Origin of the sequence: Bacillus sp. ISL-18 (assembly GCF_018613415.1) — a bacterium.
Lineage (GTDB): Bacteria > Bacillota > Bacilli > Bacillales > Cytobacillaceae > Neobacillus.
Genome location: NZ_JAGGQG010000017.1, coordinates 36,408 through 51,614, shown reverse-complemented (window position 1 = coordinate 51,614; position 15,207 = coordinate 36,408). Strand labels below are relative to the sequence as shown.

At 40.2% G+C, this 15,207-nt stretch carries 15 protein-coding genes and 1 rRNA gene; all 16 read right to left on the bottom strand.

Going from position 1 to position 15,207, the window contains the following annotated elements:
- Nucleotides 1-116, bottom strand: a 16S ribosomal RNA gene (locus tag J7E81_RS22770); the annotation flags it as partial.
- A 319-nt stretch (nt 117-435) separates the two neighbouring features.
- Nucleotides 436-1,920, bottom strand: a complete 1,485-nt coding sequence (gene lysS / locus J7E81_RS22765; protein WP_215045775.1) for a lysine--tRNA ligase — start codon at nt 1,918-1,920, stop codon at nt 436-438.
- 286 nt (nt 1,921-2,206) lie between these two features.
- Entirely contained in the window at nt 2,207-3,208 is a 1,002-nt protein-coding gene (gene dusB / locus J7E81_RS22760; protein ID WP_215045773.1) for a tRNA dihydrouridine synthase DusB, read from the bottom strand.
- A gap of 17 nt (nt 3,209-3,225) precedes the next feature.
- Nucleotides 3,226-3,432 (bottom strand): helix-turn-helix domain-containing protein, encoded by a 207-nt coding sequence (locus J7E81_RS22755; RefSeq protein WP_215045771.1) that lies wholly within the window; start codon nt 3,430-3,432, stop codon nt 3,226-3,228.
- Nucleotides 3,384-3,911: a 2-amino-4-hydroxy-6-hydroxymethyldihydropteridine diphosphokinase gene (gene folK, locus J7E81_RS22750; protein WP_215045769.1), complete on the bottom strand. Its 528-nt coding sequence runs from the start codon at nt 3,909-3,911 to the stop codon at nt 3,384-3,386. The genes J7E81_RS22755 and folK overlap by 49 nt, the downstream gene beginning before the upstream one ends.
- A gap of 2 nt (nt 3,912-3,913) precedes the next feature.
- Nucleotides 3,914-4,273 carry a dihydroneopterin aldolase gene (gene folB / locus J7E81_RS22745; RefSeq protein ID WP_215045767.1) on the bottom strand — a complete coding sequence of 120 codons (360 nt, stop codon included), beginning with the start codon at nt 4,271-4,273 and terminating at the stop codon, nt 3,914-3,916.
- Nucleotides 4,266-5,108 (bottom strand): dihydropteroate synthase, encoded by an 843-nt coding sequence (gene folP / locus J7E81_RS22740; protein WP_215045765.1) that lies wholly within the window; start codon nt 5,106-5,108, stop codon nt 4,266-4,268. The genes folB and folP overlap by 8 nt, the downstream gene beginning before the upstream one ends.
- A gap of 95 nt (nt 5,109-5,203) precedes the next feature.
- A complete protein-coding gene (gene cysK, locus J7E81_RS22735; protein WP_215045763.1) occupies nt 5,204-6,130 on the bottom strand; it encodes a cysteine synthase A in 927 nt (308 codons plus the stop codon).
- Between the two features lie 199 nt (nt 6,131-6,329).
- Entirely contained in the window at nt 6,330-7,226 is an 897-nt protein-coding gene (locus tag J7E81_RS22730; protein ID WP_215045761.1) for a peptidyl-prolyl cis-trans isomerase, read from the bottom strand.
- A 90-nt stretch (nt 7,227-7,316) separates the two neighbouring features.
- Entirely contained in the window at nt 7,317-8,195 is an 879-nt protein-coding gene (gene hslO / locus J7E81_RS22725; RefSeq protein ID WP_215045759.1) for an Hsp33 family molecular chaperone HslO, read from the bottom strand.
- 33 nt (nt 8,196-8,228) lie between these two features.
- On the bottom strand, nt 8,229-8,996 hold the full coding sequence (locus tag J7E81_RS22720; RefSeq protein ID WP_215045757.1) for a type III pantothenate kinase: 768 nt from the start codon (nt 8,994-8,996) through the stop codon (nt 8,229-8,231).
- 112 nt (nt 8,997-9,108) lie between these two features.
- On the bottom strand, nt 9,109-11,067 hold the full coding sequence (gene ftsH / locus J7E81_RS22715; RefSeq protein ID WP_215045755.1) for an ATP-dependent zinc metalloprotease FtsH: 1,959 nt from the start codon (nt 11,065-11,067) through the stop codon (nt 9,109-9,111).
- A 124-nt stretch (nt 11,068-11,191) separates the two neighbouring features.
- Nucleotides 11,192-11,734: a hypoxanthine phosphoribosyltransferase gene (gene hpt / locus J7E81_RS22710; RefSeq protein ID WP_215045754.1), complete on the bottom strand. Its 543-nt coding sequence runs from the start codon at nt 11,732-11,734 to the stop codon at nt 11,192-11,194.
- Between the two features lie 23 nt (nt 11,735-11,757).
- Nucleotides 11,758-13,143 (bottom strand): tRNA lysidine(34) synthetase TilS, encoded by a 1,386-nt coding sequence (gene tilS / locus J7E81_RS22705; RefSeq protein ID WP_215045751.1) that lies wholly within the window; start codon nt 13,141-13,143, stop codon nt 11,758-11,760.
- Between the two features lie 329 nt (nt 13,144-13,472).
- Complete coding sequence (locus tag J7E81_RS22700) at nt 13,473-14,486, bottom strand: protein kinase domain-containing protein (RefSeq protein ID WP_215045749.1); 1,014 nt, start codon at nt 14,484-14,486, stop codon at nt 13,473-13,475.
- On the bottom strand, nt 14,455-15,195 hold the full coding sequence (locus tag J7E81_RS22695; RefSeq protein ID WP_215045747.1) for a VWA domain-containing protein: 741 nt from the start codon (nt 15,193-15,195) through the stop codon (nt 14,455-14,457). The genes J7E81_RS22700 and J7E81_RS22695 overlap by 32 nt, the downstream gene beginning before the upstream one ends.
- Between the last annotated feature and the right edge of the window lie 12 nt (nt 15,196-15,207).

Genomic DNA, 15,207 nt, shown 5'->3' with positions numbered 1-15,207 from the left:
TTACTCACCCGTCCGCCGCTAAACAACAGGAGCAAGCTCCTGTTGTTTCGCTCGACTTGCATGTATTAGGCACGCCGCCAGCGTTCGTCCTGAGCCAGGATCAAACTCTCCAAGAAAGTTGATTTAGCTCAATTTGTTACGTTGGCTTAGTTTCATAATAGAAACTAATATTATTGTTTGTTGACGTTTTTGTTTGTTTAGTTTTCAAAGAGCAATTTTTCTATCGCCCAAAAGCGACTTTATCATCTTACCAAGTTATTAACGTAATGTCAACAACCTTTTAAATCTTTTTTCTTTCGTGTTACTGTCTCGCAGCAACAGATAATAATATACCACCATTTGACGGTGGTTGCAACACCTTTTTTCAAAGTAAAAATATTCTTTCTTTTTTATAAACAAAAAAAGCACCAGACTACTCTGGCACTTTTAAATTCCTTACTTGTGACGCATTAATGGGAATAATAGTACGTCTCGGATTGATGGGGAATTAGTTAACAGCATAACTAGGCGGTCGATACCAATTCCTAATCCACCTGTTGGCGGCATACCATATTCTAATGCCTCCACAAAGTCCTCGTCCATTTGGTGGGCTTCATCATTACCTTGTTCACGCTCTTTTATTTGAGCCTCAAAACGCTCTCTTTGATCAATCGGATCATTAAGTTCAGTAAAGGCATTTGCATGCTCACGAGCAACGATAAACAACTCAAAACGATCAGTGAAACGTGGATCCTCTTCATTTTTCTTCGCAAGCGGTGAAATCTCTACAGGATGCCCGTAAATGAAAGTAGGCTGAATTAACTTTTCTTCTACCCGCTGTTCAAAAAATTCATTAACAATATGTCCATAGAGCATGTGTTCTGTTATTTCTACATTATGCTCTTTAGCAAGTGTACGAGCTTCTTCAACAGTCATCTCTTTCCAGAAATCGACTCCTGTATATTCTTTTATCGCATCAACCATGTGTAGTCTTTTCCATTCAGGTTTAAGATCTACTTCATAGTCACCGTATTGAACAGTCGTTGTCCCTAAAACTTCTTGAGCAATATGGGCAATTAGGTTTTCAGTAAGACTCATAATATCCCGGTAATCTGCATAGGCTTCGTAAAGTTCAATCATTGTAAATTCAGGATTATGACGAGTAGAAACACCTTCATTTCTGAATACACGGCCAATCTCATAGACCTTTTCAAGTCCGCCAACGATTAGTCTCTTTAAGTGAAGTTCAATGGCTATCCTCATAAATAAAGGCATATCAAGAGCATTGTGGTGTGTAATAAACGGGCGTGCGGAAGCACCACCGGCAATCGCATGCATCATTGGTGTTTCAACCTCTAAATAACCATGGTCATCTAGATAACGGCGCATCGATTGGATAATTCGGCTTCTAGTAATAAATGTTTCCTTGCTTTCCTGACTCATAATTAGATCTAAATAACGTTGACGATAACGCTGCTCTACATCCTTCAAACCATGAAACTTATCTGGAAGCGGACGAAGTGCTTTTGTAAGGAATACAAAATTGTCTACTTTTACAGATAGTTCACCTACTTTGGTCTTAAACAGGGTGCCTGATACCCCAATGATGTCCCCAAGGTCAGCTGAATCAAATACCTTATAGGACTCTTCACCAACAGCATCTTGACGCACATATACTTGAATTTGACCGGTTAATTCTTGAATATTGGCAAATCCGGCCTTACCTTTCCCGCGTTTTGTCATGATCCGTCCGGCTAATGTAACAGAAACATTTTTAGCTTCAATTTCCTCTTTTTCTAATTCAGCGTATTGGTCAATCAACTCTTTTGTAGTGTGAGAACGGTCAAAACGCTTTCCAAATGGATCTAATCCATTTTCACGCATTGTATTCATTTTTTCACGTCTGACCAAGAATTGGTCGTTTAATTCTTCCTGACTCATGATTACTTCAACTCCATAACTTTCTATTTTATGTAAAACTAAAAGAATACTGGCCGATTAACTTGTCTAGCTTTAGCACCTACCCTTTAACAAATGCATAGCTCTAATAGCCCCATTTGCAGGTTTCGGTCCTTCCACTTTTTTTGCATACTATATTATTTTACACAAACATGGCAATTCAGACATCAAAAAAGTTCATAAATACATAAAAACTGCCAGTAACGCTACTGGCAGCTCTAATCAGTAAACTAAAGATATTATAGAAAATAGGGCGAGGACTGTCAAATTAACCCACGATTAACTGACTTTCATCCATTTCTTCTACTTCAGCTACTAACCCTCTTAATACGGTAACTAGGTCTTCTCTCGTGTTGCACTCGTTAACGGCATTCCGCACTCTCGCATTACCGCGGACTCCTTTTAAATACCACGCTGTATGCTTGCGCATTTCACGAACTGCAATATACTCATCTTTTAAAGCAATTAAACGATCTAAGTGAAGGATACATACGTCGATTTTTTCCCGCGCCGACGGTTCACTTAAAAGTTTACCCGTTTCTAAATACTGAACGGTACGGTAAATCATCCAAGGATTCCCTAGTGCAGCCCTGCCGATCATGACGCCATCTACACCTGTTTCTTCTAGCATTCTTTTCGCATCTTGAGGCGTTTGTACGTCCCCATTTCCGATAACAGGGATGTTAACAGACTGTTTTACTTCACGAATGATATCCCAGTTTGCTTTTCCCTCATACATTTGCACACGGGTACGGCCATGCATTGCAACAGCTTTTCCACCAGCCCGCTCAACCATTTGGGCATTTTTAATCGCAAAAATATGCTCATCATCCCAGCCCATACGCATTTTTACTGTTACAGGCTTTTCTACCGCATCAACAACAGCTGATACCATTTCATAAATTTTATCTGGATCCAACAGCCATCTTGCCCCGGCATCACACTTAGTGATTTTTGGAACAGGGCAGCCCATATTGATATCAATAATGTCGGCGTTTGTGTTTTGATCAACAAATTTGGCTGCTTCCACAAGCGTATCTTTTTCACCGCCAAAAATTTGCAGACTAAGTGGCTTTTCCCGCTCATCGATATACAGCATGTTCATGGTTTTTTCATTTTTAACAACAATTCCCTTGTCACTGACCATTTCCGCACAAACTAATCCCGCTCCAAACTCTTTAACCGTCAAACGGAATGCTGAGTTGCATACACCCGCCATAGGCGCTAAAACCACAGGATTTTTTATTTCAATATCACCTATTTTTAACATTCGGTACCTCCTTTTCTCTATTCTCTTGGTTTTAAATCTTCTATACTAATTTTTAAAGAATCAGCAATCCTCTCGATTAAATCTTCGGCAGGCAGGCGATTTCCTCTTTCAATCTCACCTAAAATAGATACTGATACACCTAATTCCCTCGAAAAGCCTTCTTGTGTATAACCCTTTAGCTTCCGATAGGCACGAATACGTCTTCCCCATTTTTCCGCTTCCATAATCGGACCCCTTCTTTATCTGGTAGTTCGTCTAACAATATGTTAAGAGGTTTATCCACCCCAGTTATTCTAAGGTTTTGATCCATTTCAACTAATGGAACTAATACAAACGCCCGCTCAACAATTCTTGGGTGCGGTACAGTAAGTTTCTCTGATTCAATATTTTCTTGGTTAAAAGTTAGAATGTCAAGGTCTATTGTCCGTGGGCCCCACTTAATGTCCCTTTTCCTTCCAAGTTCTAATTCAATTTTTAAACATGTTTCTAATAACTCCATCGCACTTAGGTTCGTTTGTACCTTGATTACCATGTTCAAAAATAAATCTTGATCCTCATATCCAACAGGGTCCGTTTCGTACACAGATGACAAATTTACCAATTGGATAGCAGGATAACTCTTTAATCGATTAATTGCATTAACTATATTATCATAACGGTTTCCTATATTAGAGCCAAGGGCAATAAATGCTGTATTTTCCACTTTTATCTACTCCTCGTAATTTCTACGGCCACCGATTTGTAATGCCCTGGGATTGGAGGATCTGGTTTAATTACTTTAACAGTAACATCCATTACAAGTGGAAATACCCTTAAGATATTTGCCGCAAGTTCTTCAGCGACTGCCTCTAAGAGCTTATATGGTTTCCCCTCAACCACTTCTTTGCAAACCTGGTACAATTCACCATAATTAACGGAAAACTTAAGTTCATCCGTTGTCCCCGCTTTTTTTAAATCAACAGAAACTGCTAAATCCACAATAAATCGCTGACCTAACCGATTTTCCTCGGGAAAAACGCCATGATAACCATAAAACTCCATCCTATTTACATATATTTTATCCAATGACAGCATCCTTCCCCATCAATATATCCATCATTTTAGCCATTCTGCTCATTTCTTTTACGTCATGAACTCGGATCATATGGCAGCCTTTTTGAATCCCATAACAAATAGTTGCACCAGTGCCTTCGATTCTTTCATGAACAGGCAGGTTTAATGCTTGTCCGATCATTGACTTTCTAGATGTTCCTAATAGTACAGGATAGCCCAGCATGACAAACTTTTCTAAGTTTTGCATGGTTAACACGTTTTCCTGATAATTACGCGCAAAACCTATACCGGGATCCAAAATGATATTTTCATCGCTTACTCCGGCATTTTTTGCAATTGTAATACTTTCATAAAGGTCATTTAAGACATCTCTCATAAAGGAGTTGTAATTTTGGTCATGACGATTATGCATCAGGATGATCGGAACATTGTAGTCAGCTGCAACCCTTGCCATTCTAGTATCGGCTTTAGCTCCCCAAATATCGTTAATAATATGAGCCCCCGCTTCGATTGCCTGCTTGGCAACCTCTGCTTTATAGGTGTCGATTGAGATTGGAATGGGAACCTGTTCCGAAATGGCCTTTATTACTGGGACAACCCGGCCAATTTCTTCCTCATCGGAAATGACTGTATAACCCGGTCTGGTGGATTCACCGCCAATATCAATAATATCCGCACCATTTTCCGCCATTTCCTTAGCATGTTCCACCGCGCGCTCAATTTGATTAAAATCCCCGCCATCTGAGAAGGAATCAGGGGTTACATTTAAAATTCCCATTACAAGGGTCTTTTTCGAATAATCCAAGGTATAGGGCCCGCACTTGATTTGTTCTTGAGTTGTTCTCATTCCATATTCCCCCACAGCTTGTTTTTCACATTTTATCATAGTTTTCACAAAAAAAAGAGGCTTCGGCAAAAACTCGCCAACGCCTCCTTCTTTATTTATTCAGCATCATATTGGTAAAGTGGGGTACTTAAATAACGTTCTCCATTATCAGGAATAATCGCTAGTACCTTTTTACCTTTTCCTAATTCTTTCGCTACCTTTAGGGCTGCAGAAATAGCTGCGCCAGAAGAAATACCGCCTAGGATACCTTCTTCTCTAGCAGCACGGCGGGATGCTTCAAATGCTTCTTCCGTACCGATTTGAATTACTTCATCATAAATGTTGGTATTCAATGTATCAGGAACAAATCCTGCACCAAGTCCTTGAAGTTTGTGCGGACCAGGGTTACCACCTGATAGAACCGGTGAATCTTTTGGCTCAACGGCAACAATTTTTACTTCTGGGAACTTTTCACGAATAACACTACCTGCACCTGAAATCGTTCCACCTGTTCCGATTCCGGATACAAAAGCATCAAGTTGATCCATTTGTTCCACAATTTCTTTCCCTGTCGTTCTTTTATGTACTTCAGGGTTTGCTTGGTTTTTAAATTGTTGTGGTAAGAAATAGCCGTGTTCCTTAACTAGTTCTTCTGCTTTAGCAATAGCACCCTTCATACCTGCTGGACCAGGTGTTAACACAAGCTCTGCACCATATGCACGAAGAAGGTTTCTTCTTTCTAAGCTCATTGTTTCAGGCATAACAAAGATTGCCTTGTAACCTTTAGCTGCTGCAATCATAGCAAGCCCGATCCCTGTATTTCCGCTTGTTGGTTCAATGATGGTATCACCTGGTTTAATTAAACCTTCGTCTTCTGCTGCTTCAATCATTGCAAGACCAATACGGTCTTTAACACTGCTGCCTGGGTTAAAATATTCAAGCTTTAGATAAACGTCAGCACTATTTTCATCTACTAATCTGTTTAATTTTACAATTGGTGTTTGGCCAACTAACTCAGCCACTGAATTTGCAACACGAACCATGAAGGCACCCCTATTCCGAGTATTTTTATTGGATTTATATTATTAAATTTACCAGTTTTCAAGCCAACTTGTCAATTGTTTTGATTGTAAAATTTCAAATAAATTGAAAATATTATTAGTAGGTATGTCCTAATTATAAGTCCTTTGGACTAGATTTCCAAATACTCCTTTTTAGGGGGATTGAATGATCACGGTGTCTTTAATTTGAGTCTTTCTTTCCGTAAAACCAATTGACCTTAGCTTCATCCCAAAAAATAGAGGCTGTAGCTGGTGTTTTCATTTGCTCTAGCGCAATTTGCCGGCGGATTTGGTCTTTAACCTCAGCAAAGGAATAGCTTTTTCCACTCATTTTTCCATTTAGTTTTAAGAGAACGTATCCGTCCTTCACCTTTATCGGTTTGCTGACAGCCTTTGGTTTTAATTTTTTAGCCGCGGTCAGATATTGCTTTGGATACCGCTCATCTCCTTCACTAATATAGCCGATATCCCCGCCTTCATTGGCTGAAAACTCCTCAATCGACCGTTCCATAGCCATGGCTGAAAAGCTAGACCCATGGGCAATCTCTTTTGACGCTGTTTCTGCTTCTTTTTTCGTTTTAACCACAATATGTGATAAATGGTAGGCAGCTGGTGCACTGAAAAGATTTTTATTTTTAGTATAATACCTTTTTAATTCACTGTTGGACACAGACACATCCTTAGTCAAAAGCTCTTCTAAGAGCAGACTGCTGCGGATTTGATCCTTCCATTTAGTTTCGGTTTGATGATTTTTCTGACTAAAAGCATTATAGGTGGTCTGAAGCATTCGATATTCTCGGTCAATATCTTGATTTGATACCTTAATTTTGTATTTTGCCGCCATTTCTTCGATTACCTTTTGATCAATCATTTCCTTCAATACATCTTTGCCATATTTAGCCTCTAGCTCATTCAGCCAGGCTTGTCTCGTAATTTCCTTCTTCCCTATATTTGCCACGGCCTCGTCATTAACGGCTATACCATTTACCTCGTTTACCCTTGTTAAAAAATAGGCTACAGTCAGGCAGTTTAAAAAAACAAGGGCGGCAATGATCATCCAAAGCTGCTTCTTCCCCAACCATTTCTCCTCCATTTGAAAAATGCAAGCACCCGTTTTGCGAAGTCCACTTTGGGACTGGGTGCTTGCTGGATCCTTTTGCATAATAGCTTATTTTGATTCAGACCTTAAGGCTTCGAGCTCTTCCCTGGAATACTGATACTTTTCATTACAGAAGTGGCAGTGTGCTTCCGCCTGTCCATCTTCCTCAATCATAGCAGTTATTTCAGCAGCTCCTAGGCCAATAATCGCATTGGCAAAACGCTCTTTGGAGCAGTTACATTCAAAGTGAACAGGCATCGTTTCTAAGACCTTAACATGCTCTTTTCCAAACAATTCTTCAAGGATTTGCTCAGGGCTAAGACCCCGCTCAATTAGTTTTGATATCGGCTCTATCGTTTTTAATCGTTCTTCTAGATTAGAAATTAGCTCATCAGGTGTTCCAGGCATTAATTGAAAAATAAATCCTCCTGCAGCCAAAATGGAGTCATCCGGGTTCACTAACACACCAACTCCGACAGAGGAAGGTACTTGTTCAGAAGTGGCAAAGTAATAGGTAAAGTCTTCTCCTAGTTCTCCTGATACCAAAGGTACCTGTCCAGAAAAGAAGTCACGTAAGCCAATATCCTTTACTACAGCTAACATGCCCTCGGTGCCGACTGCACGGCGGACGTCAAGTTTGCCGTGTTCATTGGACTCAAAATCAACCTCTGGATTAGTCACGTATCCGCGAACCTCACCCTTGGCATTACTATCAACTACGATTGGGCCAAGCGGACCGCCCCCATTGATTTTCACAGTGAGTTTATCCTCACCTTTGAGCATAGCTCCCATCATGACTGCTGCAGTCATCGTGCGGCCAAGCGCAGCCGACGCCGTGCGCCATGTTTGATGACGGCGTTGTGCTTCACTGATGGTATCTGTTGTGCGAACAGCATATGCCCGTATATTTCCATCATAGGCTAATGCCTTTACTAAATAATCTTTCATTGTCTCGCTCCCTTCTTGCTGAATACGTTTAGGTTATCCCATGTTCCGTTTATAGATAAGTGAAAGACCCTTTAAAGTTAAAAAAGGATCGACGATATCGATAATCTTTGACTCTTGTGAAATCAAGCCTGCTAATCCGCCTGTGGCGATGACAGTAGGTTGTTTTGCACTTTGGTCCATCATCTTTTTCACAATTCCTTCCACTTGTCCTACATAGCCATAGACAATACCTGCCTGCATAGCAGAAACCGTGTTCTTTCCAATTACCCCTTCTGGTCTTGCAATTTCAATCCGTGGTAATTTTGCTGCTCTGGAATATAGAGCCTCCGTCGAAATTCCAATTCCCGGTGCAATTGCTCCACCCATATATTGACGTTCCTCATTCACATAACAATAAGTGGTTGCTGTACCAAAATCCACAATGATTAGCGGGCTTCCATATTCGTGAATAGCAGCCACAGCATTCACAATTCGGTCAGCGCCAACCTCTCTTGGATTTTCGTATTTAATATTAAGTCCTGTTTTTATGCCCGGTCCGACAACAAGGGGCTTTAGGTGAAAGTACTTTTGACACATTCTTTCTAAAGCTAACATGATTGGCGGCACAACTGAGGAAATAATAATGCCATCAATATCAGAAAAGGTAAGACCTGAAAAGTCAAATAAGGCCTTTATATTCATTCCAAACTCATCTTCTGTACGGTTGCGGTTTGTTTCCACCCGCCAATGATACTTCAGGTCATCGCCATCATATACACCTAAGACAATATTGGTATTTCCCACATCAAATACGAAAATCAAATCTATCACTCGCTTTTATTAATATTCTTTACCTCATACGCAACATCATATCATAAATAGGATATGAGTAAAAAAAAAGAGTGCCTCCTTGAAGCACTCTTTTCCACTTTAATTACTTATAATCAATATCATCTGAAGGGCTGTCTAGGAAAGATTTTTCCTCACTTTCAGCTTCATCCTTCTTTTTATTGATATTTACCTTCACATCATCTGTTTTTTTAGGTCCGATCTTAACCGTTTCTAAATGAAGAGACGGTTCTGGCATATGACCATTTTCCACCAGATATTTAATTTGTTCAGCGACAAGCGTTTCAACCTCAAGAAGTGTCGTTGCGATGAGATCAAGCTTATCACGATTTTCCATAAGAATTTTTCTAGCTCTTTCGTAACATTCTTTTATAATGCTTTGGATTTCCAGGTCAATTTCATAGGCAATCGCATCAGAATAATTTTGTTCATTATGAATGTCACGTCCTAAGAAAACTTGACCGCCTGACCCTTGACCAAATTGAAGCGGTCCTAGCTTATCACTCATTCCGTATTCGGTTACCATTTTACGAGCAATTCCTGTAGCGCGTTGGAAGTCATTATGTGCACCAGTACTTACTTCACCAAACACAATTTCCTCCGCAACCCGTCCGCCTAATAAACCTACAATTTTATCAAGTAATTCAGGTTTCGTCATAAAGTAACGATCTTCTCTTGGAAGCATAACAGCGTATCCACCAGCCTGCCCGCGTGGGACAATCGTAACTTTGTGAACCATATCCGCTTCATCAAGCACTAATCCAATAACAGTATGTCCGCCCTCATGGAAGGCAACAATTCGGCGTTCTTTTTCAGAAATAACACGGCTCTTTTTAGCAGGACCAGCAATAACACGGTCCGTTGCTTCATCAATGTCTTCCATGTCAATTTTCTTTTTATTACTGCGGGCAGCCACTAGTGCTGCTTCATTTAATAAGTTTTCCAAATCAGCACCGGAAAAACCAGGTGTCCGCATTGCAATATTTTTTAAATTAACGGTTTCGTCTAATGGTTTATTACGTGCATGGACCTTCAGCACCGCCTCACGTCCGATTACATCTGGACGATCAACCGTAATTTGACGGTCAAAACGGCCTGGGCGTAATAATGCTGGATCGAGAATATCTGCCCGGTTTGTGGCAGCTATAATGATAATTCCCTCATTTGCTCCGAATCCATCCATTTCAACTAAAAGCTGATTCAATGTTTGTTCACGTTCATCATGTCCACCGCCAAGTCCAGCTCCACGCTGGCGTCCAACGGCATCAATTTCATCGATAAAAATAATACATGGTGCATTCTTTTTCGCATTTTCAAATAAATCACGTACACGAGAAGCCCCAACCCCGACAAACATTTCAACGAAATCTGAACCGCTGATTGAGAAGAAAGGTACGCCCGCTTCACCTGCAGTGGCCCGTGCTAGTAATGTCTTACCTGTACCAGGAGGTCCTACTAAAAGGACACCTTTTGGAATCCTTGCTCCAAGTTCAGCAAACCTTCGAGGGTCTTTTAAGAATTCAACTACTTCAACTAACTCTGCTTTTTCTTCATCTGCACCGGCAACATCTCTAAAACGAACCTTTTTCTTATCATCGTTATACAGCTTTGCCTTTGATTTACCGAAGTTCATGACTCGGCTTCCGCCGCCTTGAGCTTGGTTTAACAAGAAGAAAAATAAAATAAAGATAATCACGAACGGAATAATGGAAGTAAAGAAAGTAACCCAGCCGCTTGTTTCTTTTGCTGGTAAAACCTCTACTTTCGAGTCAGCCTTATCAATACGGTCGAGAATCTTTTCACTGTTAGGAATATAGGTAATAAACTTTTTGTTATTAGCCTCTAGCTGTCCCTGAACCTCATAAACACCGCGTTCAGGCTGCATAGAAAATGACTTAACTTTACCACTCTCTAGCTGCGATACAAATTTATCATATGAAATATGATCTGTCGGCTCATTGCTTCCATTAAAGAAACTCACCACGCCGATAATAACTAAAAATATTAATAAATAAAAGATGGTATTACGGAAAATCCGATTCATCTCTTACCTCCTCCCGCGGATAAAAACTATATTAAATAGTATCATAGAAAATCTTACTAATTCAAGGAATTACTCTCAGTAAAAAGGCTTTCAGAAACCAGACTCATTACTTCTTCTTACTTCATTATTTGCTATATACTTCTGGTTTTAATACTCCAATATATGGTAAATTGCGGTATTTTTCAATATAATCTAATCCGTAACCCACCACAAACGCATCTGGAACAACAAAGCCAACATAATCAGCCTGGATGTCGCTCTTTCTGCCAGTCGGTTTGTCGAGCAAAGTAACAATTTTGATTGATTTTGCTTTGCGATAACGGAATAAATCAACCAGATAACTGAGTGTTAACCCACTATCAATGATGTCCTCAATAATTAATATGTCTCTGCCTTCAACCGAAGTATCAAGGTCCTTTAAAATTTTAACCTCTCCGGAAGATACAAGGGCCGTACCATAACTTGATACATCCATAAAATCCATTTCAAGATAACAATCCAATCGTTTTAGCAGGTCTGCCATGAATGGCATTGCTCCTTTTAAAACCCCAATCGCAAGCGGGAAACGGTCCTGATACTCTTCCGTTAGCTGGCCTGCTAATTGCTTAATCTTATCTTGAATTTCTTCTTCTGAAACTAATACCTTTTCAATATCATCTTTCATCATAAAATGTGCCCCCTAGAAGATCATTACATAATGTATGTTAGTTGGATATATTGTTCTGCAGTTGCATCGATACCTTCAAAAGAAGACCTTTTTAAATTTGGAAGCCAAATAATGGATCCCTCTCCGTCGGTTATGACCGGCCAGATATCCCGGTCTTGCCGTGGAACTTTTTGATCAATAAAAATATCTTTTAATTTCTTCGAACCCTGTATGCCTTTGATTGTCATTCGGTCGCCCTTTTTTCTATTTCGGATAATCAATGGAAATGGAAGAAGAGCTGCATTAAAAATAGCACTATTCTGTAACACTTCAGGGTTTTCCCCAGGTATATAATCGATTATAATGCTCCCTCCATTTGGCAGCATAATCGTTCCAGGCTCATTGATTTCAAAATAAAATGATTCTGGCTTTATTTGCTCATATTGAAAAAAAAGTTGAAAATAGGAGCGAATAACCTTTAAACCATTAGGAAGATCAAGTGTTCCTGAAGGTTCATGATGATAAATTAAAGAAAATACTTGATCAATATGTATTGCAGAAAGAGATGCAGGTTTTTCTTTGTAAAGATAGTTTAATATTAGTTGAATCCCTCTCCTTTGTAAAGGTAAAGGCATTGTTTGGAATTGTTTTATGTCAATAGTAATTTTGTCCTCTTCTCTTTTTGTCAACACTGTTTTCAATTGCTCCGCTGTTAATTCCTGCAAATACTCTTCATCGCTTTGCAGTTCTTCACTAAACCGTTGAAAGTGTTCGTGTACTTGCCTGTTCTCAGCTTTAAGGAAAGGCAGGACCTGTTTACGAAAACGATTTCGGCTATAAATACTCTTGGCATTGCTTGGGTCTATTCTTGGGATGAGATGATGCCTACTACAATAGTGTTGAAGATCCTCTTTCGTTAAGCATAAGAAAGGGCGAAAAATAATTCCTTCATAAAACGGCCTGGAGAATGGGATACCCGCTCTTGCCTTTCCACTGCTTCCTCGTGTTAGCCGCATAAGCATGGTCTCCATTTGGTCATCACCATGGTGCCCTAATGCTAAATACGGGGAGTGGTACTGTTCCATTATTGTATGATAAAAGTTATATCTTACTTCTCTTCCCGCAATTTGAGAGCTTTTTCCTGTTTCCTCCATGATTTTAGTGACATTAACTTGAACCATTTCAAACGGGATGTTGTATTGTCCGCAAAAGGCTTTGACAAACATGGCATCTTGGAAGGATTCTTCACCACGGAACATATGATCAACGTGGGCAACAACAAGAAACAGGTTTCTTTTTTCTCTTTCCTTCAGCAAATAATGCAGCAGTGCTAATGAATCAGGCCCGCCTGAAACGCCCACTACAATCCTTTTGTTTTCCAAGGAAAAAGAATGATGCTGCAAAAAGGACTCGACTTTTGATTCTAACATATCAATTGCACACTTTCTAAAGCAAATTTGATTAAAAGCGAAATGGGGAACGGCACTAACCGTCAGCTTCCGCTTTTCTTTGTCTAGCTTCAGCGCACAGCGGCTAGTGTATTGGCCCTCTCCTCCTTACGATAAGTCAACATCGGATCGCTTACGCTCTCCGTGTTTCCTTTATCTCATTCGGAGCGGATCCAATCCATACGCCGCTAACCGTGCGCTTCCGCTTTTCTTTTTAGCTTACCACTTTTGATTAGGAACTATCAAAAATAAAGGCGGTGAAAATTTGCTTTTCTCTTTATACGGATGAAAGTAAAATTGGTTTCAATTTATTACGGTAAATTATTAAAAGTATACCAAGCATATAACACACCTAGAACAATTGAGATAAATAAAAATTCCATCCAGCCGCTTTTTTTCTTTTTTCGCCTGTAGCTCTGTCTTGAAAGTGGAACAGATTGCGTATCTTTCCCGCCCGCTTGCTTCGCCTGAAAAGGATCAGGTTTGTTTACCTGAGGTTTTGTTTGTGTGGAGGAGTTCTTATTCTCAGTCATTAAATTTAATAAATCTGCCCGCATTTGTTTAGCTTGAATGTATTTCCCTTGGAGTGCCTTTAAAATTACGGGTTCAAATTTTATTAATTCTTGTTTTTGTCGAATCGCATTCTTGAGCTGCTGAAGTCCACCTGTTGTTTTCGTAAATCGTTTCGGATAGGCTGTATTAATCATGATCATGGCAACCGCAAATAAGTCGTAGGAGGGCTCAGCCTTTCTGGAGCCTAACCCCCAATAGCCTCGATCATAAAACTCAGTGAATTCTTTAATTGCCCTGCCCTGAATGGTCGTGCCGCCCACATCAATACATCTGATTTTTGGAGGAGGCCCCGTCACGATTAAATTCTCCGGTTTCAAATCCCCAAATACCCAGCCATTTTGGTGCAGCTGTTCTAAATCATTCAGCAGCTGTAAAAATAAAACACTCGTCCAGGATGTTCCTTTCGTTTGCAAAAAGGATAGGAAATCCGGTCCCTGAATATATTCCATCACATAAAAGGAAATACGGCTGTTATTCCCATGCCAATCATCAACATCAAGCAAACAAGGTCCGAGGGAGTGTCCCTGGACCTTTGCAAAGGATTTTAAAACATTAACCTCTGAGGTGATTGACATACCATTATCACTCATTTTTAAAGCGACCTGTGTGTCATTATGCTTGGCGAGATAAACCACCCCATTTGCACCAAATCCTAGTTCCTTAATAATCGTATATTTTTTCGCATGCCATTTGCCTGTAATGATTGTCCCTGGGCTAGCCTTACATTGATTCTTCAAAGTATGATTCATCATCACGAGACAGCAGGCTCCTTAATGATTGTTTTTTTTCTGTGAAAGCAGATAAGGCCATTTTTAATGCCGGTCCAGTTGGCGTAATCCCACCAGTCGACAGCTGAGAAAAGACACTTGTCAAAACTTGTAGTTTCGGTGTCCAATCGAGCAATTTTTCGACATCATTCTTTTTCCCGGGAAATACATACACAGAAAATAGATTATCACCCGTTCTGGCGTTTAAGCTTAGAGAAAGGTCAAGGAGTGCCTCTTTTACGGTTGGGAGCTTGTGTTTCATACTTGCGCTTGTATCGACAAGAATCAACACCTCTAATTCGACAGTTTCCCCTAATTCGTCGACAACCTCCATTACTTCGCCGCGCTTTTCAGGCGGCAGGTCCTCCATTGTTTGTGAGCCTCCCAATATTTCCTGAAGCTGGCGGTTTACGACACCTTGAATGGTTTGATTCATTGCTTTACGAGTAACCATTTGGACTGTTTGGGAAAGTCTTTCCGCATAAACAATTTGACTGACTCCACCGCCTGACATGGCCATCCCTTCAATTTCGGTGATTCCTTTTTCATCAATCACGTCATGTTCCATGACACCAATGACATTTACTGTAATCCCTTGTTCATTTGCAAGAGCTGCCATCGCAATCGGGTCATCCCCTTGGTTTGAGCACCCATCTGTTATCAGTAAAATTTGCCGAATCTTCCCTGTGTACATAACCTTCTCCCT

Coding starts and splice junctions, on each gene's coding strand:
- hslO (WP_215045759.1), bottom strand. CDS start 8,195: ATGAAAGATTATTTAGTAAAGGCATTAGCCTATGATGGAAATATACGG.
- tilS (WP_215045751.1), bottom strand. CDS start 13,143: ATGTTAGAATCAAAAGTCGAGTCCTTTTTGCAGCATCATTCTTTTTCC.
- J7E81_RS22695 (WP_215045747.1), bottom strand. CDS start 15,195: ATGTACACAGGGAAGATTCGGCAAATTTTACTGATAACAGATGGGTGC.
- ftsH (WP_215045755.1), bottom strand. CDS start 11,067: ATGAATCGGATTTTCCGTAATACCATCTTTTATTTATTAATATTTTTA.
- folP (WP_215045765.1), bottom strand. CDS start 5,108: ATGAGAACAACTCAAGAACAAATCAAGTGCGGGCCCTATACCTTGGAT.
- hpt (WP_215045754.1), bottom strand. CDS start 11,734: ATGATGAAAGATGATATTGAAAAGGTATTAGTTTCAGAAGAAGAAATT.
- cysK (WP_215045763.1), bottom strand. CDS start 6,130: ATGGTTCGTGTTGCAAATTCAGTGGCTGAGTTAGTTGGCCAAACACCA.
- J7E81_RS22755 (WP_215045771.1), bottom strand. CDS start 3,432: ATGGAAGCGGAAAAATGGGGAAGACGTATTCGTGCCTATCGGAAGCTA.
- J7E81_RS22700 (WP_215045749.1), bottom strand. CDS start 14,486: ATGATGAATCATACTTTGAAGAATCAATGTAAGGCTAGCCCAGGGACA.
- lysS (WP_215045775.1), bottom strand. CDS start 1,920: ATGAGTCAGGAAGAATTAAACGACCAATTCTTGGTCAGACGTGAAAAA.
- dusB (WP_215045773.1), bottom strand. CDS start 3,208: ATGTTAAAAATAGGTGATATTGAAATAAAAAATCCTGTGGTTTTAGCG.